The following is a 22,584-nucleotide window of genomic DNA, read 5'->3' as shown; positions in this document are numbered from 1 at the left end:
CCAAGGAGTGTTGTATGTCAGACGAAAAATTAGAACAAAACGGTTTAAGCCGTCGTTCATTCTTAGGTACTGCCGCCGCTTCCGGCGCAGGTATTGCCGGCGCCGGTCTGTTGGGATTAGCAGGCTGCTCCAAAGAGGGTGGCGACAAAGCTGCTGCTTCAGGTGCGGCGCCCGCTTCCAAAGCCGAAGCCCAAGCCCCTGCCGAACCGGGTAAACAGACTTCCGAAGTCGGTCCGGGCGAGCTTGACCAATATTACGGTTTGCTCTCCGGCGGTCAGTCAGGCGAAATGCGCTTGATCGGTGTGCCCTCCATGCGCGAACTGATGCGTATCCCTGTGTTCAACATGGACAGCGCGACCGGTTGGGGCCGTACCAACGAGAGCTTGCGTATTTTGAATGAAAAAAATACGCCGGAAACCAATAAATTCTTGAAAGATGCCGGTTTGCGCTGCCTTCCTAACGGCGACTTGCACCACCCGCACTTGTCGTTTACCGACAAAACTTACGACGGTCGCTACGCGTATGCCAACGACAAAGCAAACAACCGTGTTTGCCGCGTCCGCTTGGACTTCATGAAAACCGACAAAATCACCGAAATCCCTAACGCTTCCGGTATTCACGGTCTGCGTCCGCAACGTTATCCGAAAACCGGCTATGTATTTGCCAACGGCGAACACATCGTACCGGTAAGCGGTGTGGGTACTTGGAACGATCCTAAAACTTGGAATGCCGTTTACACCGCAATCGACGGCGAAACCATGGACATCGCATGGCAAGTATTGGTGGACGGCAACTTGGACAACGGCGATGCCGACTACCAAGGCAAATACTCCTTCTCCACCTGCTACAACTCCGAACGCGCCCTGACCGTACAAGGTGCTTCTTCCAACGAGCAAGACTGGTGCGTAGTCTTCAATCTTGCTGCCATCGAAGAAGGCATCAAAAAAGGCGACTTCAAAGAAGTCAACGGCGTGAAAATGCTGGACGGCCGCGCAGAAGCCAATTCCCCTTACACCCGCTACATCCCCGTGCCGAACTCTCCGCACGGCTGTAACGCCTCCCCTGACGGCAAATACATCATGCTCAACGGCAAACTGTCTCCGACCGTTACCGTATTGGACGTCAGCAAACTGGACGATTTGTTCGCAGGCAAAATCAAAGAGCGCGACGTGGTTGTCGCCGAACCCCAACTGGGTCTCGGTCCTTTACACACCGCGTTTGACGGTCGCGGCAACGCCTACACCACGCTGTTTATTGACAGCCAAATGGTTAAATGGAACATCGACGACGCGATCAAAGCCTACAAAGGTGAGAAAATTGATCCGATCAAACAAAAACTCGACGTTCACTACCAACCAGGTCACAACCATACAACCATGGGTGAAACCAAAGACGCCGACGGTAAATGGCTGGTATCCTTGAACAAATTCTCAAAAGACCGCTTCCTCAACGCTGGCCCACTGAAACCGGAATGCGACCAGTTGATCGACATTTCCGGCGACGAAATGCGTTTGGTTCACGACAATCCGACCTTTGCCGAGCCGCACGACTTATGTCTGTTTAACGCATCCTCCATCAACCCGAAAAAAACTTGGGACCGCAACGACCCATGGTTCTGGCAAGATGCTTTGGAACAAGCGAAAAAAGACGGAGTCGAGCTGGAAAAAGCCGCCAAAGTCATCCGCGAGGGCAACAAAGTCCGCGTGTACATGACCGCGATTGCGCCTGCATTCAGCATCCCGCAATTCGAAGTGAACCAAGGCGACGAAGTAACCGTATATGTTACCAACGTCGAGACCATCGAGGACTTGACTCACGGCTTCACTTTGGAAGGCTACGGCATCGCCATGGAAATCGGCCCGCAAGCTACCCAATCGGTAACCTTCAAAGCCGTCCGTCCGGGCGTACACTGGTACTACTGCCAATGGTTCTGCCACGCCCTGCACATGGAAATGTCCGGTCAAATGATCGTTAAACCTCGATAATCGGGTTTGACGGTTTATCACCGACTTAACGAAAGGTCGTCTGAAAAAACTTTCAGGTCTTAGCGAAACCCGCTACCCTCGTTTTCAGACGACCTTTTATAGCAGAACCGTTTGGACGCAACAGACTGTTCCGCTATAAAACAAAAACACGGCCCTTACAGGCAGGCATCACCGTGCCGACGCACACCGCACGAATCAGAGGAACTCCATGCACACACCCCAATTCAAAACATGGCGACGCGCTGCCCTGACGTTTATGTTCGGCAGTATGATTCAGACGACCTTTGCAGCCACCATCGACGTTTCCCCGACCGACAACCTGCCCGAAGTCATCGCGCGTGCGCAAGCAGGCGATACGCTCAAACTCGCCTCCGGCACTTACAAAACCAAACTGCTTATCGACAAACCCATCACCATCGAAGGCCCTGCCGACCGCTCCGCCAAAATCGAAGGCGACCGCACCGGACGCACCATCGCCGTCATTGCCCCCGACGTTACCCTGCGCAACCTCACCGTCACCCGTTCCGGCATGAGCCTGCCTGCCATGGACGCCGGCATCTACCTCGAAGAAACTGCCCCCCGCGCCCTGATCGAACACAACAACATCCTTGACAACTCCGTCGGCGTGTATATCCACGGTTCTGCCGAATCCATGGTGCGCGAGAACAAAATCGTCGGCGACGCCACTTTGCGCGTCAACGAACGCGGCAACGCCGTAACCGTCTGGAACGCCCCCGGCGCGCAAGTTATCGGCAACGACATTTCCAAAGGCCGCGACGGCATTTTCTCCAACACCAGCAAGAACAACACCTACAAAAACAACCGCTTCAGCGACCTGCGTTTCGCCGTCCATTATATGTACACCAACGACAGCGAAGTCAGCGACAACATTTCCGTCGGCAACAACATGGGCTACGTCTTGATGTTCTCCGACCGCCTCAAAGTACACGGCAACATCGCCGTCGGCAGCCGCGATCAAGGCATCATGCTCAACTACGTCAACTATTCCGAAATCAACGACAATATCATTAACAAAGCCGGCAAATGCGTTTTCGCCTACAACGCCAACTACAACAAAATTGTCGCCAACCATTTTGAAAACTGCGAAATCGGCATCCACTTCACCGCCGCCATCGAAGGCACCTCCCTTTCCGACAACGCCTTCATCAACAACGAAAGCCAAGTCAAATACGTCAGCACACGTTTTCTTGACTGGGGTGAAGGCGGACGCGGCAACTACTGGAGCGACAACAGCGCATTCGACCTCGACGGTGATGGCTTCGGCGACAGCGCATACCGTCCCAACGGCATCATTGACCAAATCGTCTGGCGCGCCCCTGTTGCCCGCCTCCTGATGAACAGCCCCGCCATCAGCATCGTCAAATGGGCGCAATCGCAGTTCCCCGCCATCCTTCCCGGCGGCGTGATCGACAGCAAACCGCTGATGAAAGCGGGCAGCAACAAAACCACCACCAAATACGAGGCAATGAAAGAACAACTGTTGCAAGAAGCCAAAACCAATCAATCCAAATGGGGCGATGCCGAAAACGGCGCATTAAACTGAGCGGAACGCCGTGAACACATCCTGCAAGGTCGTCTGAAAACTTTTCAGACGACCTGATCGACAAACCGCAGCAAAGCTTTGCCCCATCATTTCCGTATCGATGGGAATCCGCCGGAAATACGGTGCAACCCGCGATGCAGGCAATAGTCAAAAACATAAGCCCATAACAAACGTCGTCTGAAATCCCTCTCCCCTTTTTCAGACGACCCCATACGAAGAACGCCCTTTCAGACGACCCTCAACGTCGTCTGAAACCCATCCACACAAGGAAGCACTCATGAGCGCACACCATGTCGAATTGAGAAACGTAACCAAACGCTTCGGCGCACAAAAAGCCGTCAACCAAGTCGATTTAGTCTTGAAGGCGGGCGAAAGTGTCGGTCTTGCCGGACACAACGGCGCAGGCAAGTCCACGCTCATCAAACTGATACTCGGGCTGATTACCCCCACCGAAGGCGAAGTCATGCTGCTGGGTGAGCGCACCGGCAGCAAAGCGGGCGCGCAGTTGCGCAGCCAAATCGGCTATCTGCCCGAAACCGTCGCCCTGCACCCTTCCCTCAGCGGCATTGAAACCCTCAATTTCTACGCCAAACTCAAAAAACAGCCGCTCACCAAAAACCACGAACTCCTCGAGCGCGTCGGCATTTCCCAAGCCGCCCGCCGCCGCGTCGGCACCTACTCCAAAGGTATGCGCCAACGCCTCGCCCTCGCCCAAGCGCTGCTGGGCGAACCCAAAGTATTGCTGTTTGACGAACCCACCACAGGCCTCGACCCCGCCTCGCGCCAAATGTTTTACGAAGTCGTGCGCGAACTCAACGGACGCGGCGCCACCGTCCTTCTCAGCACCCACGCCCTCGCCGAACTCGACGGCCACGCCGACCGCATCGTCGTCATGAAAAACGGCGTCAAAGTCGCCGACGGCAGCATGGACGAGTTGCACGTCCAAAGCGGACTCCCCCTCACCGTCAACATCCGCCTCAAAGCCCCGCGTCCGTTAAGCGAACACTGGCAGCCGCTTTCAGACGACCTCAGCTATCGGGCGCAATGTCAGGCTGAAGAACGCATGGCATTACTCAGCGAACTGGGCAACCTGTCCGACCTCGCCTACCTCGACATCCACACACCCACACTCGACGACATGTACGCACAATTCTTAAAAAGGGAGGACGTATGAACCCCGTTTGGATTATCACCGGAAAAGAAGTCCGCGACAGCCTGCGCAACCGCTGGGTACTCGCCGCCTCCGTCCTGCTCGCCGCCCTCGCCCTCTCATTGGGCTTCCTCGGCAGCTCGCCCACAGGCTCGGTTAAAGTCGATCCGCTGACCGTAACCGTTGTCAGCCTCTCCAGCCTGTCCATCTTCCTGATCCCGCTCATCGCCATGCTCCTCTCCTACGATTCCCTTATCGGCGAAATCGAACGCGGCACCATGGCGCTGCTGTTGAGCTACCCCGTTTCCCGTAACCAAATCCTTGCCGGAAAATTCATCGGACACCTCATCATCCTCGCACTTGCCACCACCGCAGGCTACGGAATCGCGGGCATCACACTCCAACTCGCCAACGGCAGCTTCGACATCGCCGCATGGAAACCCTTCGCCCTCCTGATTGCCGCCAGCGTCATTTTGGGCGCGGCATTCCTGTCCATGGGCTACCTCATCAGTGCGAAAGTCAAAGAACGCGGCACCGCCGCCGGTATCGCCATCGGCGTTTGGCTGTTTTTCGTCGTCATCTTCGACATGGCGCTTTTGGGCATCCTCGTCGCCGATACCCAGCAAACAATCACCGCGCCGGTCGTCGAAACCGTCCTCCTGTTCAACCCCACCGACATCTACCGACTGCTCAACCTGACCGGTTACGAAAACACCGCCATGTACGCCGGCATGGCAGGCTTAAGCGAACAAATCAGCCTGACCATGCCCGTATTGCTGACCGCGCAGATATTATGGGTTATCATTCCCCTTATCTTGGCAGCAAGAATTTTCGGAAAGCGACAAATATGAAAAAGATCTTACCCGCACTCCTCGCCACCCTACTCCTGAGTGCCTGCCCCAAAGCAGAAGAGACTCCGCCGCCCGCGCCGCAGCAAATCAGCGACCGCTCCGTCGGACACTATTGCAGCATGAACCTGACCGAACACAACGGCCCCAAAGCCCAAATCTACCTCAACGGCAAACCCGACCGCCCCGTCTGGTTCTCCACCATCAAGCAGATGTTCGGCTATACCAAGCTGCCCGAAGAGCCTAAAGGCATCCACGTCATCTACGTTACCGATATGGGCAAAGTCAAAGACTGGAGCAAACCCAATGCTGACGCCGCATGGATAGACGGCAAAAAAGCCTACTACGTCATCGAAAGCGGCTTCATCGGCGGCATGGGTGCAGAAGACGCCCTCCCCTTTGCCGACAAAGCCCAAGCAGAGAAATTTGCCAAAGAAAAAGGCGGTCGCGTCGTCAGCTTCGACGAAATGCCCGATTCCTACATCTTCAAATAATCTCTTCCCATCAAAAAGGTCGTCTGAAAACCTTATCCACTAGGTTTTCAGACGACCTTTTCGTATCTGCGGTCTTAATCGGGCGATTCAGTTCAAATCACAAAATCCATCGCCGTTCCCTGTAAGCTCTGGTCCATGTCCGCCGACGGGGTTTTGACCGACCGCCCCACCGGTTTGGCAGGCACGCCGACGACGGTAATCGAAGACGGTACGTCGGCAACGACCACACTGCCTGCGCCGATTTTGGAATTGTCGCCGATGCGGATATTGCCCAATATCGAAGCGTTCGCACCGATCATCACGCCGTCGCCGATTTTCGGGTGGCGGTCTCCGCATTCCTTACCCGAACCGCCAAGCGTTACGCCGTGTAGGATGGAAATATTGTTGCCCAACACGGCGGTTTCGCCTGCCACGAAACCGGTGGCGTGGTCGAGCATCAGACCATGACCGAAACGGGCGGCGGGGTGAATATCGACGCCGAACACTTCCGACATGCGGTTCTGCAGGAAATACGCCAGCGTTTTGCGGCCGTTTTGATAGAGCCAGTGGTTGATGCGGTGCGCCTGAATGGCGTGGAAGCCTTTGAAATACAGAAGCGGCAGCGAATATTCATCGCAGGCGGGGTCGCGTTCGTAAATGGCTTTCAAGTCTGCCTCGACGCAGTTGCCGATGCGCGCATCGCTGCCCAATGCCTGCTGGTAAATTTCAAACAAGGCGCGTACGTCCATAATCGGGCTGCCGAGTTTGCTGGAAAGATGATAGGCGAGGACGGAATCGAGCGAATCGTGGCGCAACACGGTTTGATGCAAAAAGCTCGCCAGCATCGGTTCGGCTGCGGCTGCGGCTGCGGTTTCTTCGCGGATGGTGTGCCAGAGGTTGAAATCGGTTGTGTTCAGGTGGTCTTTTTTCATGTCGGAGGTCGTCTGAAAACAGGATGGTATCGGCGTATCTTACCTTTTATCAACGATTTGCGATAGCGCATCGCGGAATATGTTTATTACATCGACTTTTATAGTGGATTAATTTAAATCAGGACAAGGCGACGAAGCCGCAGACAGTACAGATAGTACGGAACCGATTCACTTGGTGCTTCAGCACCTTAGAGAATCGTTCTCTTTGAGCTAAGGCGAGGTAACGCCGTCCTGGTTTAAAGTTAATCCACTATATATGCTTGAAGTTTTTTCAGACGACCTTATATAAAGTTGCATTGAATACCAACCCCTATTTAAAAGGATGTCCGACATGACGGAGCATAACGAACCGCAACAAACCGAAACTGAAATCGAAACAGCGGCAGAAGTGGAAACCGCCGAAGCCGTCGAAACCGAGCAAACCGAAACACAACCGGAAGCGCCGACTTACGAAGAATTGCAGGCGCGTATCGCCGAGTTGGAAGGACAGTTGAAAGACAGCGAACTGCGCGGTCTGGCGAACGAGCAAAACCTGCGCCGCCGCCATCAGCAGGAAATTGCCGATACACACAAATTCGCCGGACAAAAATTCGCCGCCGAAATGCTGCCGGTCAAAGACTATCTCGAAATGGCGCTGCTCGACCAAAGCGGTAATTTCGACGCGCTGAAAATGGGCGTGCAAATGACGCTGAACGAATTGCAAAAAGCGTTCGACACCACGCATATCAAAGAAATCAACCCGCAGCCCGGCGACAAACTCGACCCGCACCAACATCAGGCGATGCAGACAGTCGTCAGCGAGCAAGAGCCGAACACCATCGTCAGCGTCATGAAAAAAGGCTACACCCTGTCCGACCGCGTACTGCGCCCCGCGATGGTTATCGTAGCGAAAAAAGAAGCCTGAAGGCACCGCTTGATGAAGTTTATCAAGCATAAAATTTTCAGACGACCCTTCCCAGTTCCTCAAGCCTCAATCCCGCTTTTGGAAAATCATTCCGATGATGCCCAATTGGAAAACAAAGGCTAGGTCGTCTGAAAAATAAAATACCGACCTGTGGATAAATAGTTTAATCCATTGAATTTTATATTTAAAAAATTTCAACAAAACCCTTGAAAAAATATCGGACAACCCTATTTACAGGTCAACGGAACAAAATGTTCCACACAATTATTAATTTAGAAAAATCTTTTTAGGAGCAACATCAATATGGCAAAAGTAATCGGTATCGACTTAGGTACAACCAACTCTTGTGTATCCATCTCTGAAAACGGTCAAACCAAAGTTATTGAAAATGCAGAAGGCGCACGCACTACGCCGTCTGTCGTCGCTTATCTGGACGGCGGCGAAGTCCTCGTCGGCGCACCAGCAAAACGCCAAGCCGTAACCAACGCTAAAAACACCATCTACGCTGTAAAACGTTTGATCGGTCATAAATTTGAAGACAAAGAAGTCCAACGCGACATCGAATCCATGCCTTTCGAAATCATCAAAGCCAACAACGGCGACGCATGGGTGAAAGCGCAAGGCAAAGAGCTGTCTCCGCCGCAAGTTTCCGCAGAAATCCTGCGTAAAATGAAAGAGGCCGCAGAAGCTTACTTGGGTGAGAAAGTAACCGAAGCCGTGATTACCGTTCCCGCCTACTTCAACGACAGCCAACGCCAAGCTACCAAAGACGCAGGCCGCATTGCCGGTTTGGACGTAAAACGCATCATCAACGAGCCGACCGCAGCCGCTTTGGCATTCGGTATGGACAAAGGCGACAACAAAGACCGCAAAGTAGCCGTATATGACTTGGGCGGCGGTACCTTCGATATTTCCATCATCGAAATCGCCAACCTCGACGGCGACAAACAATTCGAAGTATTGGCAACCAACGGCGACACTTTCTTGGGCGGCGAAGACTTCGACCAACGCCTCATCGACTACATCATCGCCGAGTTCAAAAAAGAACAAGGCATTGATTTGAAACAAGACGTGATGGCATTGCAACGCCTGAAAGAAGCTGCCGAAAAAGCCAAAATCGAATTGTCCAGCGGCCAGCAAACCGAAATCAACCTGCCGTACATCACCATGGACGCAACCGGCCCGAAACACTTGGCAATGAAAATTACCCGCGCCAAATTCGAGAGCCTGGTTGAAGACCTGATTGCCCGCTCTATCGAACCTTGCAAAATTGCATTGAAAGATGCCGGCTTGAGCACCAGCGACATCGACGACGTGATTTTGGTCGGCGGTCAGTCCCGTATGCCGAAAGTACAAGAAGCCGTTAGAGACTTCTTCGGCAAAGAGCCGCGCAAAGACGTGAACCCTGACGAAGCCGTTGCCGTAGGCGCAGCGATTCAAGGCGAAGTATTGAGCGGCGGCCGCAGCGACGTATTGCTGTTGGACGTAACCCCTCTGTCCTTGGGTATCGAAACCATGGGCGGCGTGATGACCAAGCTGATTCAGAAGAACACCACCATCCCGACCAAAGCGTCGCAAGTGTTTTCTACCGCCGAAGACAACCAAAGCGCAGTAACTATCCATGTACTGCAAGGCGAACGCGAACGCGCCTCCGCCAACAAATCTTTAGGTCAGTTCAACTTGGGCGACATCGCACCCGCACCGCGCGGTATGCCGCAAATCGAAGTAACCTTCGACATCGACGCCAATGGCATCCTGCACGTTTCCGCCAAAGACAAAGGCACAGGCAAAGCCGCCAATATCACCATCCAAGGTTCTTCAGGCTTGAGCGAAGAAGAAATCGAACGAATGGTGAAAGATGCCGAAGCCAATGCTGAGGAAGATAAAAAACTGACTGAATTGGTCGCTTCCCGCAACCAAGCCGAAGCCCTGATTCACTCCGTGAAAAAATCTTTGGCCGACTACGGCGACAAACTCGACGCAGCCGAGAAAGAAAAAATCGAAGCCGCGTTGAAAGAAGCCGAAGAAGCCGTGAAAGGCGACGACAAAGCCGCCATCGATGCCAAAGCCGAAGCACTGGGCACAGCCAGCCAAAAACTGGGCGAAATGGTTTACGCACAAGCGCAAGCCGAAGCCCAAGCAGGCGAAAATGCACAAGCCGAGCCGTCTTCTGCCAAAAAAGACGATGACGTGGTCGATGCCGACTTTGAAGAAGTAAAAGACGACAAGAAATAATTGAGGCCGTCTGAAAAAAGCGCGAATCGTAAGGTTCGCGCTTTTTTGTTTTTTGCTTGGTGCTTTGTGTTTTATAGTGGATTAACTTTAAACCAGGACGGCGTTGCCTCGCCTTAGCTCAAAGAGAACGATTCTCTAAGGTGCTGAAGCACCAAGTGAATCGGTTCCGTACTATTTGTACTGTCTGCGGCTTCGTCGCCTTGTCCTGATTTAAAGTTAATCCACTATAAAAGCCCTCGATGTTTTCAGACGACCTCTTGAGATGCGGCATTTCCATTTAAGAGCAAAACACATCCAACATCCTGCCTTACTGCCTTAAAAACCAAAAGGTCGTCTGAAACCAAATACCATGATTTCAGACGACCTTTAAACAAAACAATCTGGTCTTATTCCGAGTATGTAAACTTCGCGCGCTTGACGTTGCAAAAAATTTCATACGGAATCATACCGGCAACTTCGGCGACTTCGTTGATATTAACAACGTCACCCCACAATTCGACTTCCGCGCCCAAACCTTCTTTGGAAGCGTCGAGTTCAACGGTAATCATGTCCATAGACACCCTGCCGATGATGCGGCTGCGTTTGCCTTCGACGGCAACGGGCGAGTTGGTCGAGGCGCGGCGCGGATAACCATCGGCGTAGCCGCAGGCAATCAAGCCGACGCGGGTGGATTTGCTGGTGTAAAACGTCGCGCCGTAGCCGATGGGAGAATGAGGTTGCAGAACGCGTTCGCCGAATACGCGGGAAGTCAGGCGCATGACGGGCTTCAGGCGTTTGTCCACGCCGCCGAACGGAGAAATGCCGTAAAGCGCTAGACCGGCACGCCCCCAATCGCGGCGCGCTTCGGGCACGTTCAGGATGGCGGCGGAGTTAGCGAGGCTTTCTTCGCCTTCCAAGCCTTCACACGCCAAATCAAAGGCTTCAAGCTGCATTTCGGTCATGCCGTTGTCGAGTTCATCGGCGCAGGCGAAGTGGCTGAATTTGACGATGCCGTCGACGTGTTTGCATTGCTTCAGCGCTGTGTAGGCGGAAGTGTAATTGTGCGGAAAGAAGCCGGCGCGGTGCATGCCGGAGTCCATTTTGAGCCAGACTTTGACGGGATTCTGCCAATGATGGGCGATTAAGGCTTCGAGTTGCCATTGGCTGGCGACGCCCGGCCACAAATTGTATTTATCGACGGCGGCGTATTCCGATGCTTCAAACACGCCTTCAAGCAATACGATGGGATTGGTAATGCCGCTCTCACGCAATTCGACGGCTTCGTCCACAGTGGCGACGGCAAATCCGTCGGCAAGGTCGGACAATGCGTGGGCGCACCGTACCGCGCCGTGTCCGTAAGCGTCTGCTTTGATGACGGCAAGCATCTTGCCGCCGTGAATCTGTTTCAGGGTTTGATAATTGTGGCGCAGATTGTCCAAGCGGATTCGGGCATTTAATGGACGCATGATTTGTTCTTTCTGTTAATGAAGGTCGTCTGAAAATGGATATTCACGTTTTCAGACGACCTTAAAATATGGCTAATGCTTATAATTATAGGCTTAAAGACGCATTTTTTAAATATCCGATGCGTCACACCCAATCAATTATCTTATTAACAGACAAGCATCAAGCCGACAGATCAAGATAAAAATTTTCAAATATTGGATGTTTGAACGTATTGCTTAGACGGAGTTCCTAGAACCTAGCCGAACCGAACTCAAAACCGGTTTTTCAATTCCCGCAGCGCGGCAAATACTTCCAAACCGCTGTCCAGTTGCTTCCCTACCAAATCTTCAACCCGTTCGCGGACATGGGGCAAATCGACCCGCAAAAACGGATTGATTTTGCGTTCATGTGCGAGGGTAACGGGCAGGGTCGGCGTATCTTCCGCCGCGCGCAAAGCCGCTTGAATATCGGGATTTTCCGGTTCGATAAATTCGGCAAAACGCAGATTGGCGGCGGTATATTCATGCGCAGGATAAAACAGCGCTTCTTCGGGCAACTGATTGAACCTTTGGAAACTGTCATACAACTCTTCTATCGTTCCCGTAAACACCCTGCCGCAGCCGGCGGAGAATAAGGTATCGCCGCAGAAAACGTGCAAACCTTCGGCGTTTTCCAAAAGATAGCTGATGTGGCGGTCGGTATGGCCGGGCGTCGCCCACACGGTAACCAGCCCATCGCCGAAGGGAAACTGCGTACCTGCCGTCACCGTATGCGTTGCCACATCGATATCCGTCTCACCGTACACAGGCGATTCCATAAAGCCGTTTTTGAGGGATTGAACTCCGCCGATATGGTCGTGATGCAAATGGGTAATCCACGTTTGCGCCAGCATCAGGCGGTTACGGACGAGGAATATCAAAACGGGAGTAGCATCGGACGGATCGACGCAGGCGGCGTGGTTACCGGCTTGAATCATCCAGATGTAGTTGTCGTTTAAGGCTTTGACGGGGGTAATTTTCATAGGATTTCTTTTTTGGTTCAGTGATTTGGAATGCGGTTTGAAATGAAACCGCATTGTATTTTCAAAACAGTTTAACAGAAATCGCTTGAAGCTTATTGGTATGCTTTATCGGCACAGATAAAAAAAGGTCGTCTGAAAAGTGATTTTCAGACGACCTTTGCTCATTTCCGACAACTTTTAAATCAGTTCCAAATCCGGGCCGGCGTTTTGGGCGCGGCGGCTGCGCAGTTGGATGTCCAAACGCAGGTCGTGGGCGGAGTCGGCGTTTTTAATGGCGTCTTGGAAGCTGATGTCGCCGCGTTCGTACAGCTCGTAGAGCGCTTGGTCGAAGGTTTGCATGCCCATTGCGGTAGATTTTTTCATCATTTCTTTAATGCCGTGAATTTCGCCTTTTTGAATCATCTCGGAAATAATCGGCGAATTGAGCAAGATTTCCACAGCGGCTACGCGCCCCTTGCCGCCCTCACGGGGAATCAGGCGTTGCGAGATGAAGGCTTGCAGGTTGAGCGACAAGTCGGTCAAAAGCTGGGTGCGTCGCTCTTCGGGGAAGAAGTTGATGATTCGGTCGAGCGCTTGGTTGGAGTTGTTGGCGTGCAATGTGGCGAGACAGAGGTGGCCTGTTTCGGCGAACGCCAAGGCGTAGTCCATGGTTTCGCGGTCGCGAATCTCGCCGATGAGGATGACATCCGGCGCCTGACGCAGGGTGTTTTTCAGTGCGGCAAACCAGTTTTCGGTATCCACGCCGACTTCGCGCTGGGTAATGATGCTTTTTTTGTGTTGATGGACGAACTCAATCGGGTCTTCGATGGTGATAATGTGGTCTTGGCAATTCTCGTTGCGGTGGTCAACCATCGCAGCGAGCGAGGTCGATTTGCCTGAGCCGGTACCGCCGACAAAAATCACAAGGCCGCGTTTTTTCATCACCACGTCTTTCAAAACGGGCGGCAGATTGAGGCTGTCGAAATTAGGGATTTTGCTGGTAATGGAGCGGAACACCAACGCCGTTGCGCCGCGCTGCACCATCGCATTGACACGGAAGCGGCTGGTGTCGGGCAGGCTGATGGCAAAGTTGCATTCGTTGGTAGAGGAAAACTCTTCAATTTGTTTGGTGGACATAATCGAAAAAGCGATTTCCATACATTTTTCGGAGGTCAGCGGCTCGTCGGTAATCGGCGTGATTTTTCCATCCACTTTCATAGCGGGCGGGAAATTGGTGGTGATAAAGAGGTCGGAGCCTTTGTATTTGTTCATATGGCGCAGCCAAGTGAACAATTCGTCTTTTGCGCTGGGAGGATTGGTCATCATGATATTTGATAATTTCGGTGGTTATTTTATTAAAATGGATTATATCAAATAAATTATGATACATAAAAATAGCATGATTACCGTATCGAATAATAAGATAGGCGTGCAATACGGCGAATTCAATACGGATATGGAATGCCGCCGCTGCTGTTATAATACCGCCCACAATTTCATGGAAAGGTAAAAAATGTCTGTACAAACAGTAGCAGTCATCGGCGCGATGGAACAGGAAATCGAGCTTTTGCGTGAAGCAATGGATAATGTCAAAAGCGTGTCTTTCGGTAAGTTTACCGCTTACGAAGGCGAAATGGCGGGCAAGCGCATGGTGTTGGTATTGAGCGGCATCGGTAAGGTCAACGCGGCGGTTTCAACAGCTTGGGTTATCCATCAATTCGCGCCTGACTGCGTCATCAATACCGGCAGCGCGGGCGGCTTGGGCAAGGGTTTGAAAGTCAGCGACGTAGTAGTCGGTACGGAAATCGCGCACCACGATGTCGATGTAACGGCGTTTGGTTATGTTTGGGGACAAGTGCCGCAACTGCCCGCCGTATTCGTTTCAGACGACCTCTTGGTCGGCAAAGCGAAACAGGCGGCGGAAGTGTTTGAAGGCGCAGCGGTAGAGCAAGGTTTGATTGTCAGCGGCGACCGCTTTGTCCACAGCAACGAAGGCGTGGCGGAAATCCGCAGCCATTTTCCCGAAGTCAAAGCGGTGGAAATGGAAGCGGCGGCGATTGCGCAAGCCTGCCACCAATTGAACACGCCTTTCGTCGTGATCCGCGCCATGTCGGACTCAGCAGACGAAAAAGCGGACATCAGCTTTGAAGAGTTTTTGAAAACGGCGGCGGCAAGCTCGGCGAAAATGGTGGAAAAGATTGTCGCGTCGCTGTAAAACACGCATAAAATCATGCGGAAACAGTAAATTTCCGCTAGAATGTCAGGCTATTTCACTTTACCTGAAGGTCGTCTGAACGGTCTATTTGATTTTCAGACGACCTTTTCAGAATCACTGCTTATCTTTCAAAATAACAATATGAAAAATATCCGAAATTTCTCCATCATTGCCCACATCGACCACGGCAAATCGACGCTTGCCGACCGCTTCATCCAATACTGCGGCGGCTTGGATTTGCGCGAAATGAGTACGCAGGTACTCGATTCCATGGACATCGAAAAAGAGCGCGGCATCACCATCAAAGCGCAAACCGCCGCGCTCAACTACAAAGCACGCGACGGGCAGGTGTATCAACTCAACCTGATTGACACGCCGGGACACGTCGACTTCTCTTACGAAGTCTCCCGCTCCTTGTCCGCCTGCGAAGGCGCACTTTTGGTCGTTGACGCATCGCAAGGCGTGGAAGCGCAAACCGTGGCGAACTGCTATACCGCGATTGATTTGGGCGTGGAAGTCGTGCCTGTCTTGAACAAAATCGACCTGCCCGCCGCCGACCCCGAGCGCGTGGAACAGGAAATCGAAGACATCATCGGCATCGATGCCGTCGGTGCGGTGCAATGTTCCGCCAAAAGCGGCATCGGCGTGGAAGACGTTTTGGAAGAAATCGTTGCCAAAATCCCCGCGCCAACCGGCGACGAAAACGCGCCGCTGCAAGCCGTTATCGTTGATTCGTGGTTTGACAACTACGTCGGCGTGGTCATGTTGATCCGTGTGAAAAACGGCACCATCAAGCTGAAAGACAAAGTGCGCTTTATGAGCACCAAAGCGGAAACGCAGGTCGAGCAACTGGGCGTATTCACACCGAAATCGGTTCAAAAACAAGAACTCAAAGCCGGCGAAGTGGGCTTTTTAATTACCGGCGTGAAAGAATTGGGACAGGCAAAAGTCGGCGATACGGTTACTTTGGTTGCCAACCCCGCTTCTGAGCCGCTGCCCGGTTTCCAAGAGGTACAAAGCCAAGTATTCGCAGGCCTCTACCCCGTAGAAAGCCACGATTACGAAGCCTTACGCGACGCTTTGGAAAAATTGCAGCTTAACGATGCTTCGCTGAAATTCGAACCTGAAGTTTCTCAAGCATTGGGCTTCGGCTTCCGTTGCGGCTTCTTGGGTCTGCTGCACTTGGAAATCGTGCAGGAACGCTTGGAGCGCGAGTTCAATATGGATTTGATTACCACCGCGCCGACGGTGGTTTACGAAGTCGTGTTGAAAAGCGGCGAGAAAATCGAAGTCGAAAATCCGTCCAAACTGCCCGAAATCGGTAGTATCGAAACCATTCTCGAGCCGATTATTACCGCGACCATCCTCGTGCCGCAGGAATACGTCGGCAACGTCATGACTTTGTGTAACCAAAAGCGCGGCGTGCAAGTCAATATGCAGTACATGGGCCGTCAAGTCATGCTGACTTACGATTTGCCCATGAACGAAGTCGTGATGGACTTTTTCGACAAACTCAAATCCACTTCGCGCGGCTATGCCTCGCTGGACTACCATTTCAAAGAATTCCAACCGTCTGATTTGATTAAGCTCGACATCATGGTCAACGGCGAAAAAGTTGATGCCCTAAGCCTGATTGTGCACCGTCAAAGCGCGGTTCACCGAGGCCGCGAGCTGGCAACAAAAATGCGCGAGCTGATTCCGCGCCAAATGTTCGACATCGCCGTCCAAGCCGCCATCGGCAGCCAGATTATCGCCCGCGAAAACGTCAAAGCCCTGCGTAAAAACGTCTTGGCGAAATGTTACGGCGGCGATATTACCCGTAAGAAAAAACTTCTCGAAAAACAAAAAGCAGGCAAACGCCGCATGAAACAAGTGGGCAACGTGGAAATCCCGCAAAGCGCGTTCTTGGCGATTCTGCAAGTGAGCGACAAATAATGAGCACAAATTTAATCTACGGCGCGATTGCCGCCATCGTTATCGGCATTTTCCTTTATTTCATAAGCAGCAAAGAACGTCAGGAAAACGGAGAATGGAGCTCCGGCCTGCAATGGGCGTATCTTTTGTGCATGATCGGCGTTTTCGGCATCCTGTCTTTTTACATGAGCTTTACCGCCGTATTGCTGATATTTGTCGTATTCACCGGCATCGTTTGGGTAATCCACAAAGGTCGTCTGAAAAAAGACCCGTCGCATCAGGACAAAGCCCACTTTACCGACTACATGAGCGGCTTTTTTCCGATCATTCTCGTCGTCTTCATCCTACGCACCTTTATTGTCGAGCCTTTCCAAATCCCGTCAAGCTCCATGCGTCCCGGCTTGGTTAAAGGCGACTTCATCCTCGTGAACAAATTTGCCTACGGCATCAGAACCCCGATTATCAACAACGTCCTGATTCCGACCGGACAAATCGAGCGCGGCGACGTCGTCGTGTTCAATTACCCCGTCCAGCCTGAAATGAACTACATCAAGCGCATCGTCGGACTGCCAGGCGATACCGTCGAATACCGCGACAAAGTCCTGACCGTCAACGGACAAGTAGCCCCCGACCAACCGAACGGCACCTACTCCTACCCTGATGATACCGAGCCGTCCGCGATTCACAACCCCGAACTTTTTCAGACGACCCTCAACGGCAAAACCTTCAACATCCTGAAAGAACCCGGACAACCCTCCGTCTTCATTCCTTCGCTCGACAACTACCGCATGAAAATCATGCCTGAAAACGGTTATTCCGTCGAACAAAGCGGTTTGGAACACTGCCAATACGCCGAAGACGGCAGCGGCTTTACCTGCAAAGTGCCCGAAGGCCGTTACTTCGCCATGGGCGACAACCGCGACAACAGCGCCGACTCCCGCTACTGGGGTTTTGTGGACGACAAACTTATCGTCGGGAAAGCCTTCTTCGTGTGGATGAACTTCGGCGATTACAGCCGCATCGGCAGCAGCATCCACTAAGTTGCCCGTTTCATTTCGATAAAACACAAGGTCGTCTGAAAACTGATTTTCAGACGACCTTTTTTTGCTCTAAACAAAGCTCAAATCAGAACAAGGCGACGAATCGTCTAAACATATAGATGGAGACCTTTGCAAAAATAGTCTATTAACAAAATTTGACGCATAAAAATGCGCCAAAAAATTTCAATTGACTAAAACCTTCCTAATATTGAGCAAAAAGTAGGAAAAATCAGAAAGGTTTTGCATTTTGAAAATGAGATTGAGCATAAAATTTTAGTAACCTATGTTATTGCAAAGGTCTCAGATGATACGCAAATGATCCACTACCTTAGAGAACTGGTTATCTTTAAATATAGTGGATTAAATTTAAACTAGTACGTCGTTGCCTCGCCTTGCCGTACTATCTGTACTGTCTGCGGCTTCGTCGCCTTGTCCTGATTTAAATTTAATCCACTATACAAACAAAATACACCGCCCCTTTCAAACTTAACCCATAAAAAAGCTGAGTCCTGTGATATACAGAACTCAGCTTTTTATCAACCCGTCCAAACAGGCTTTTATGAGCGTCCAATATTTTGGCGCATTCCGTGTTTTCAGACGACCTCTTTCATCAGCCGATCAACTGCTTCAACACTTCCGCTTTGGCTTTATCGTAATCGTCTTGAGCAATCAAACCGCCGTCCAGCAAAGATTTGAGTTTCGCCAATTTTGCCTGTGGGTCTTCGGAGGTCGTCTGAACGCTTTGCGCAGGTTGGGCTGCCGGTTGAGCTGCGGGCTGCATCATGCCCGCCATCGCGCCAGCCATTGCCTGACCGACACCTGCGCCCACGCCCAAGCCTGCGCCAATTCCGGCAAGTCCGCCTTCGTTTTGCGCGGCGAGCGGGATGGATTCGGCGGTTTGGTATTGGGTGTAACGTCCCAAGTCGCCGATGACGCCCATGGAAATTTTCTTATCCAAGGCTTCTTGGATGGCGGCAGGCAGAGTGATGCTTTCGACTGTGAAGTTTTCCAGCGTCAAGCCGAGTTTGGCAAATTCTGCGCCGAGCAGTTCGCCGATTTTCTGTGACAGCAAAACTTGGTTTGCCGCCATATCCAGAAACGGAATGCCGGAGCTACCGAACGCCGCCGCGAGTTGAGTGACGGCGATATTGCGCAACTGGGTTTCCAACTCGACACCGCTGTATTCTGCCGCCACACCACTGACTTCTTTGAAGAATTTTGCCGGATCGCTGATGCGGTAGGCGTACATACCGAACGAGCGCAACTGCACCGCGCCGAACTCTGCATCGCGTACGGTAACGGGTTGCGACGTACCCCATTTCCGCGCAAGCTGTTGTTTGGTATTAAAAAAGTAAACGTCGGATTTAAACGGGGATTCAAAGAGTTTGTCCCAGTTTTTCAGGTTGGTCAGCAGCGGCAGCGTTTGCGTGTTGAGCGTGTAACGTCCTGGTCCGAACACGTCGGCGGTTACGCCTTCATCGACAAACATCGCCATCTGCGCCTCGCGCACGGTCAGGCTCGCACCGTTTTGGATTTCCTCATCGGCAATCGGGAAACGCCACATCAGCAGGCTGTCGTCGGGATTCGGCCATTGGATGACGTCGATAAACTGTTTCTTGATAAAGTTGAACATTGCGGTTCCTTATTTTGAAGAATGGGATAACACGGAGCGGAGCGGAAATGCGACCAGCCGTATATTTTGTAAACCGGTTATATAAATCAGGTCAAACAAGCGGCATTCAAGATGCCGATGGACACGGACACCGCGCCAAACAGCGCGCCGACGGCGACGTTGTTGCCAATGAGTTCTTCCGTTGCGCCTTTAATCATCATCGTGGCGGCAAAATACACCAAAATCTGAATCACCGCCGCCGCGAGACCCCACAGGATAAAATCAACGAAACTGACGCTGTGGGCAATGCTGGATGCGAGCGTCAAACAAAATCCAACCAGCGCGCCGCCGAACGACAAGGCGCAGGCAAGGTTGCCGTTTTTAATCAGCCGCAATTCTTCCGCAGGCGTAATCCGCAGATACACCGCGCCGAAAACGGCAGTCATTGCCACGCCCGCAAGCATATATTGCAGGTAAAGCAGGTATTGAGGCAGAGAAATACTCACGATATGAAGTCCTTAGGATTTGATATAATGGATTATGCCATAATTTGCGCACCGCTTGAAATTCAAGAGCTTGCAGTATCGGCGGCAAGCATTTTTTCAGACGGCCTCAAACCCACTCCCCAATACCATGACCGCCAACCGCACCCTCATCATCTCCGTCTTTATCGTCGCCAGTTGCGGCCTCGCCTACGAACTCATCATCGCCGCGCTGGCGAGCTATCTTTTGGGCGACAGCATTTTGCAGTTTTCTTCCGTCATCGGACTTTATCTTTTCTCGATGGGCATAGGCGCACACCTGACCCGCTACATCAAAGACGAAGACGTGCTGCACCGCTTTATCGAAATCGAACTTTTGGTCGGCATCATCGGCGGCATTTCCGCGCTGGCATTATTCGTCGCCTTCGGTCTTTCCGCCGCCCCGTTCCGCACCCTGCTCTACGCCTTCGTACTGATTGTCGGCGCAGTCGTCGGCATGGAAATCCCGTTGGTGATGCGCGTGTTAAACCGCAAAGGCGCGGAGTTTAAAGAACTCGTTTCCAAAGTCCTGACTTTCGACTATTTGGGCGCACTCGCCGTTTCCTTGCTCTTCCCGCTTCTCCTTGCCCCCAAACTCGGCATGGCGCGATCAGCCCTCTTATTCGGCATCCTCAACGCCGCCGTTGCCTACCTGACCGCACGCGTCTTCAAAGCCGAACTGCCCCGCTACCGCGCCATCCGCCTGCGCGCGCTGATTGTCTTGTCCGTCCTCGCCGCCGCCTTCGCCTACGCCGACCGCATTTCCTTCAAAGCCGAACAAAGCTATTTCGGCGACCCTGTCGTCTATCAAAGCCACTCGCCCTACCAGCGGCTCGTCGTTACCCGCTGGAAAGACGACACCCGCCTCTACATCAACGGCAACCTGCAATTCTCCTCGCGCGACGAAGCCCGTTACCACGAAGCCCTCGTCCTGCCCGCCATGCAGATGGTTTCCAACGCCTCCCGCATCCTCATCCTCGGCGGCGGCGACGGTCTGGCAGCGCGCGAAGTCTTGAAATACCCGCAGGTCAAACACGTTACCTTGGTCGATTTAGACCCTGACATGACCGCCACTTTTAAAACCTCCGCCGCCTTAAGCGCGCTCAACCAAGGCTCGCTGTCCCACCCCAAAATGCACGTCGTCAACGACGATGCCGCCAAATGGCTGGAGGGGTCGTCTGAAAAATTCGACGTCATCATCATCGACCTGCCCGACCCGTCCAATTTCTCGCTGGGCAAACTCTACTCCGTCCCCATGTACCGCCTCGTCGCCCGCCATCTTCAGCCGCAGGGTAAAATTGTCGTCCAGTCCACCTCGCCCTACTTCGCCCCCAACGCCTACTGGTCGGTCGTCGCCACCCTCGAAGCCGCCGGCCTTTCCACCGCGCCTTATCATGTTTACGTCCCCTCCTTCGGCGAATGGGGATTTGTATTGGCAGGCTTCGATAAGCAATTCCCCGTTCCGCAGAAATTCGACGTTCCCACACGTTATCTAAACGCCCAAACCGCTGCCGAAATGTTCCGCTTCCCGCCCGACATGGCAAGGCGCAAGGTTGAGCCGAACTATCTGAACAACCAAATCCTCGTCAGCTATTTCGAAAGCGACTGGCGCAACGTAACCCGTTGAGCTTTTTCCCAAAACAAAGGTCGTCTGAAAATTTTCAGACGACCTTTGTCTATTGCTGCTATTGCCTCACCGGTTTCAGAGTCGGCAAAACCGTATCCCAAATCGCCAGCACTTCGGCTTCGCTGCGCTTCGTCCCGTCTTTTTTCTCAGTGCCGAACTGCATCATGATGCGCGGGTCGCCGCCGTCGCGTTCCCAAAAGAACATATATTTGTTGCCGTCCCATTTCACCAGTTTTTCCTCGCCCGACATACCGTTGATGTCGCGTTTGCCTTGGCGGATGGTGCGGGTTAAGGCTTTAACCATTGCGCCTTTCCCAAGATTTACTTTACGGTCTATCAGCGTTGGCGCACCTGTCTCCAGCACGTCGCCGTGTATGATTTCCAAACTCATATCGCGTTGTTTGTCAAATTCGACAGTGCTATGAACTTCAAACGGTTTTTTGCCGTCGTCCGCAATGAAACCGCCTATCAGGCAGATGCCGTGTTTATTTGGTACTTCAAATTCCTGCCTGGTTTTCAAGCCGCTGAGGATTTCTTGGCGGAATTTTTTCTCCATGGTGTTTATCGCTTCTTTCTCTTGGGCTTTCCAGTTGGCAGGGGCTTTGCCATGATCAGAAGGAATGCGGAAATAGCTGCGTACGATATAAGCGTCATCATTATCCAGCTTGAAATATAAATCGGCTTCGTAGGGCATACCACGATCCCTGATAATATGCTCCCATTCAAAATCCCTACGTGTTACCTGCATCATTGCCCGATCCGGAATCAGAGTATGGGTATCAACAACAATTTTTGTTCCTGCTCTACCCCTTTGCTTAAACTCATTGATATTCCTAACGTTTCTATTCCAATCATTAAACATAACCATCACGCTCCAGCCGTTGTAATCAAGGTGCGTACTGCCATGACGGCGTTTGGACGGCAGGTGCAATTGATAGCGGCCACTGCAATAGGGTCGTTCGGTCCAGTAGGCAGTGTCGATGGCGATTTTGGTAACGGTCGGCGAGGTTTCTGCCGATGGGGAAACGGTGGGCGTGCAGGCTGTGGCTGCGAGAATAAGCGACAGCGTAGTCAGACGGATAGACATAAATAAGCTCCGTGATTGAATAGAGGTCGTCTGAAAGTATAGTTTGATTCAG

The 22,584-nt window shown here is 52.3% G+C and carries 18 protein-coding genes; 11 read left to right on the top strand and 7 right to left on the bottom strand.

Going from position 1 to position 22,584, the window contains the following annotated elements; translation table 11 throughout:
• The first annotated feature begins 14 nt into the window (after positions 1-14).
• From nosZ to DBZ16_RS07300, 5 genes are all read left to right on the top strand, one after another.
• Positions 15-1,985: a TAT-dependent nitrous-oxide reductase gene (nosZ, locus tag DBZ16_RS07320; protein ID WP_107813511.1), complete on the top strand. Its 1,971-nt coding sequence runs from the start codon at positions 15-17 to the stop codon at positions 1,983-1,985.
• 208 nt (positions 1,986-2,193) lie between these two features.
• Entirely contained in the window at positions 2,194-3,549 is a 1,356-nt protein-coding gene (locus DBZ16_RS07315; RefSeq protein ID WP_107813510.1) for a nitrous oxide reductase family maturation protein NosD, read from the top strand.
• A 277-nt stretch (positions 3,550-3,826) separates the two neighbouring features.
• Positions 3,827-4,723, top strand: a complete 897-nt coding sequence (locus DBZ16_RS07310) for an ABC transporter ATP-binding protein (protein WP_107813509.1) — start codon at positions 3,827-3,829, stop codon at positions 4,721-4,723.
• Complete coding sequence (locus tag DBZ16_RS07305; protein ID WP_003759052.1) at positions 4,720-5,550, top strand: ABC transporter permease; 831 nt, start codon at positions 4,720-4,722, stop codon at positions 5,548-5,550. The genes DBZ16_RS07310 and DBZ16_RS07305 overlap by 4 nt, the downstream gene beginning before the upstream one ends.
• The gene (locus DBZ16_RS07300) at positions 5,547-6,041 is read left to right on the top strand and encodes a nitrous oxide reductase accessory protein NosL (protein WP_107813508.1); all 495 of its coding nucleotides are present in this window, start codon (positions 5,547-5,549) and stop codon (positions 6,039-6,041) included. Before DBZ16_RS07305 ends, DBZ16_RS07300 begins: the two co-directional genes overlap by 4 nt.
• 92 nt (positions 6,042-6,133) lie before the next feature.
• Here DBZ16_RS07300 and cysE read toward each other — a convergent pair whose 3' ends face one another.
• A complete protein-coding gene (gene cysE / locus DBZ16_RS07295; RefSeq protein ID WP_107813507.1) occupies positions 6,134-6,952 on the bottom strand; it encodes a serine O-acetyltransferase in 819 nt (272 codons plus the stop codon).
• A gap of 331 nt (positions 6,953-7,283) precedes the next feature.
• Between cysE and grpE the strand changes: the two genes are divergently transcribed.
• A complete protein-coding gene (gene grpE / locus DBZ16_RS07285) occupies positions 7,284-7,856 on the top strand; it encodes a nucleotide exchange factor GrpE (protein WP_205836783.1) in 573 nt (190 codons plus the stop codon).
• 303 nt (positions 7,857-8,159) lie between these two features.
• Positions 8,160-10,091: a molecular chaperone DnaK gene (gene dnaK, locus DBZ16_RS07275; RefSeq protein WP_107813505.1), complete on the top strand. Its 1,932-nt coding sequence runs from the start codon at positions 8,160-8,162 to the stop codon at positions 10,089-10,091.
• 386 nt (positions 10,092-10,477) lie between these two features.
• Here dnaK and alr read toward each other — a convergent pair whose 3' ends face one another.
• The 3 genes from alr to DBZ16_RS07255 all read right to left on the bottom strand — a co-directional run bounded on the left by alr (position 10,478) and on the right by DBZ16_RS07255 (position 13,842).
• Positions 10,478-11,536, bottom strand: coding sequence for an alanine racemase (gene alr, locus DBZ16_RS07265; protein ID WP_107813504.1), 1,059 nt, complete (start codon positions 11,534-11,536; stop codon positions 10,478-10,480).
• A gap of 251 nt (positions 11,537-11,787) precedes the next feature.
• A complete protein-coding gene (gloB, locus tag DBZ16_RS07260) occupies positions 11,788-12,537 on the bottom strand; it encodes a hydroxyacylglutathione hydrolase (RefSeq protein ID WP_107813503.1) in 750 nt (249 codons plus the stop codon).
• 177 nt (positions 12,538-12,714) lie between these two features.
• Positions 12,715-13,842: a PilT/PilU family type 4a pilus ATPase gene (locus tag DBZ16_RS07255; protein ID WP_003742946.1), complete on the bottom strand. Its 1,128-nt coding sequence runs from the start codon at positions 13,840-13,842 to the stop codon at positions 12,715-12,717.
• Between the two features lie 187 nt (positions 13,843-14,029).
• Here DBZ16_RS07255 and DBZ16_RS07250 point away from each other — a divergent pair, with 187 nt between their 5' ends.
• The 3 genes from DBZ16_RS07250 to lepB all read left to right on the top strand — a co-directional run bounded on the left by DBZ16_RS07250 (position 14,030) and on the right by lepB (position 17,685).
• Complete coding sequence (locus tag DBZ16_RS07250; protein WP_107813502.1) at positions 14,030-14,731, top strand: 5'-methylthioadenosine/adenosylhomocysteine nucleosidase; 702 nt, start codon at positions 14,030-14,032, stop codon at positions 14,729-14,731.
• Between the two features lie 141 nt (positions 14,732-14,872).
• Positions 14,873-16,666, top strand: a complete 1,794-nt coding sequence (gene lepA / locus DBZ16_RS07245) for a translation elongation factor 4 (protein ID WP_107813749.1) — start codon at positions 14,873-14,875, stop codon at positions 16,664-16,666.
• Complete coding sequence (lepB, locus tag DBZ16_RS07240; RefSeq protein ID WP_107813501.1) at positions 16,666-17,685, top strand: signal peptidase I; 1,020 nt, start codon at positions 16,666-16,668, stop codon at positions 17,683-17,685. Before lepA ends, lepB begins: the two co-directional genes overlap by 1 nt.
• Before the next feature lie 610 nt (positions 17,686-18,295).
• Here lepB and DBZ16_RS07235 read toward each other — a convergent pair.
• Together DBZ16_RS07235 and DBZ16_RS07230 are read right to left on the bottom strand one after the other, a co-directional pair.
• Complete coding sequence (locus DBZ16_RS07235) at positions 18,296-19,318, bottom strand: SPFH domain-containing protein (protein ID WP_107813500.1); 1,023 nt, start codon at positions 19,316-19,318, stop codon at positions 18,296-18,298.
• 86 nt (positions 19,319-19,404) lie between these two features.
• Entirely contained in the window at positions 19,405-19,803 is a 399-nt protein-coding gene (locus DBZ16_RS07230) for a DUF350 domain-containing protein (protein WP_003765161.1), read from the bottom strand.
• A 70-nt stretch (positions 19,804-19,873) separates the two neighbouring features.
• Here DBZ16_RS07230 and DBZ16_RS07225 point away from each other — a divergent pair, with 70 nt between their 5' ends.
• On the top strand, positions 19,874-21,445 hold the full coding sequence (locus tag DBZ16_RS07225) for a polyamine aminopropyltransferase (protein ID WP_276308306.1): 1,572 nt from the start codon (positions 19,874-19,876) through the stop codon (positions 21,443-21,445).
• Positions 21,446-21,503: 58 nt separating this feature from the next.
• On the opposite strand, the gene DBZ16_RS07220 is transcribed toward DBZ16_RS07225, so the two are convergent.
• Positions 21,504-22,532: a T6SS immunity protein Tli4 family protein gene (locus DBZ16_RS07220; RefSeq protein WP_107813498.1), complete on the bottom strand. Its 1,029-nt coding sequence runs from the start codon at positions 22,530-22,532 to the stop codon at positions 21,504-21,506.
• Positions 22,533-22,584 lie beyond the last annotated feature (52 nt).

Source organism: Neisseria sicca (assembly GCF_003044565.1).
Lineage (GTDB): Bacteria > Pseudomonadota > Gammaproteobacteria > Burkholderiales > Neisseriaceae > Neisseria > Neisseria sicca_A.
This window is presented reverse-complemented; position numbering and strand designations above follow the sequence as displayed.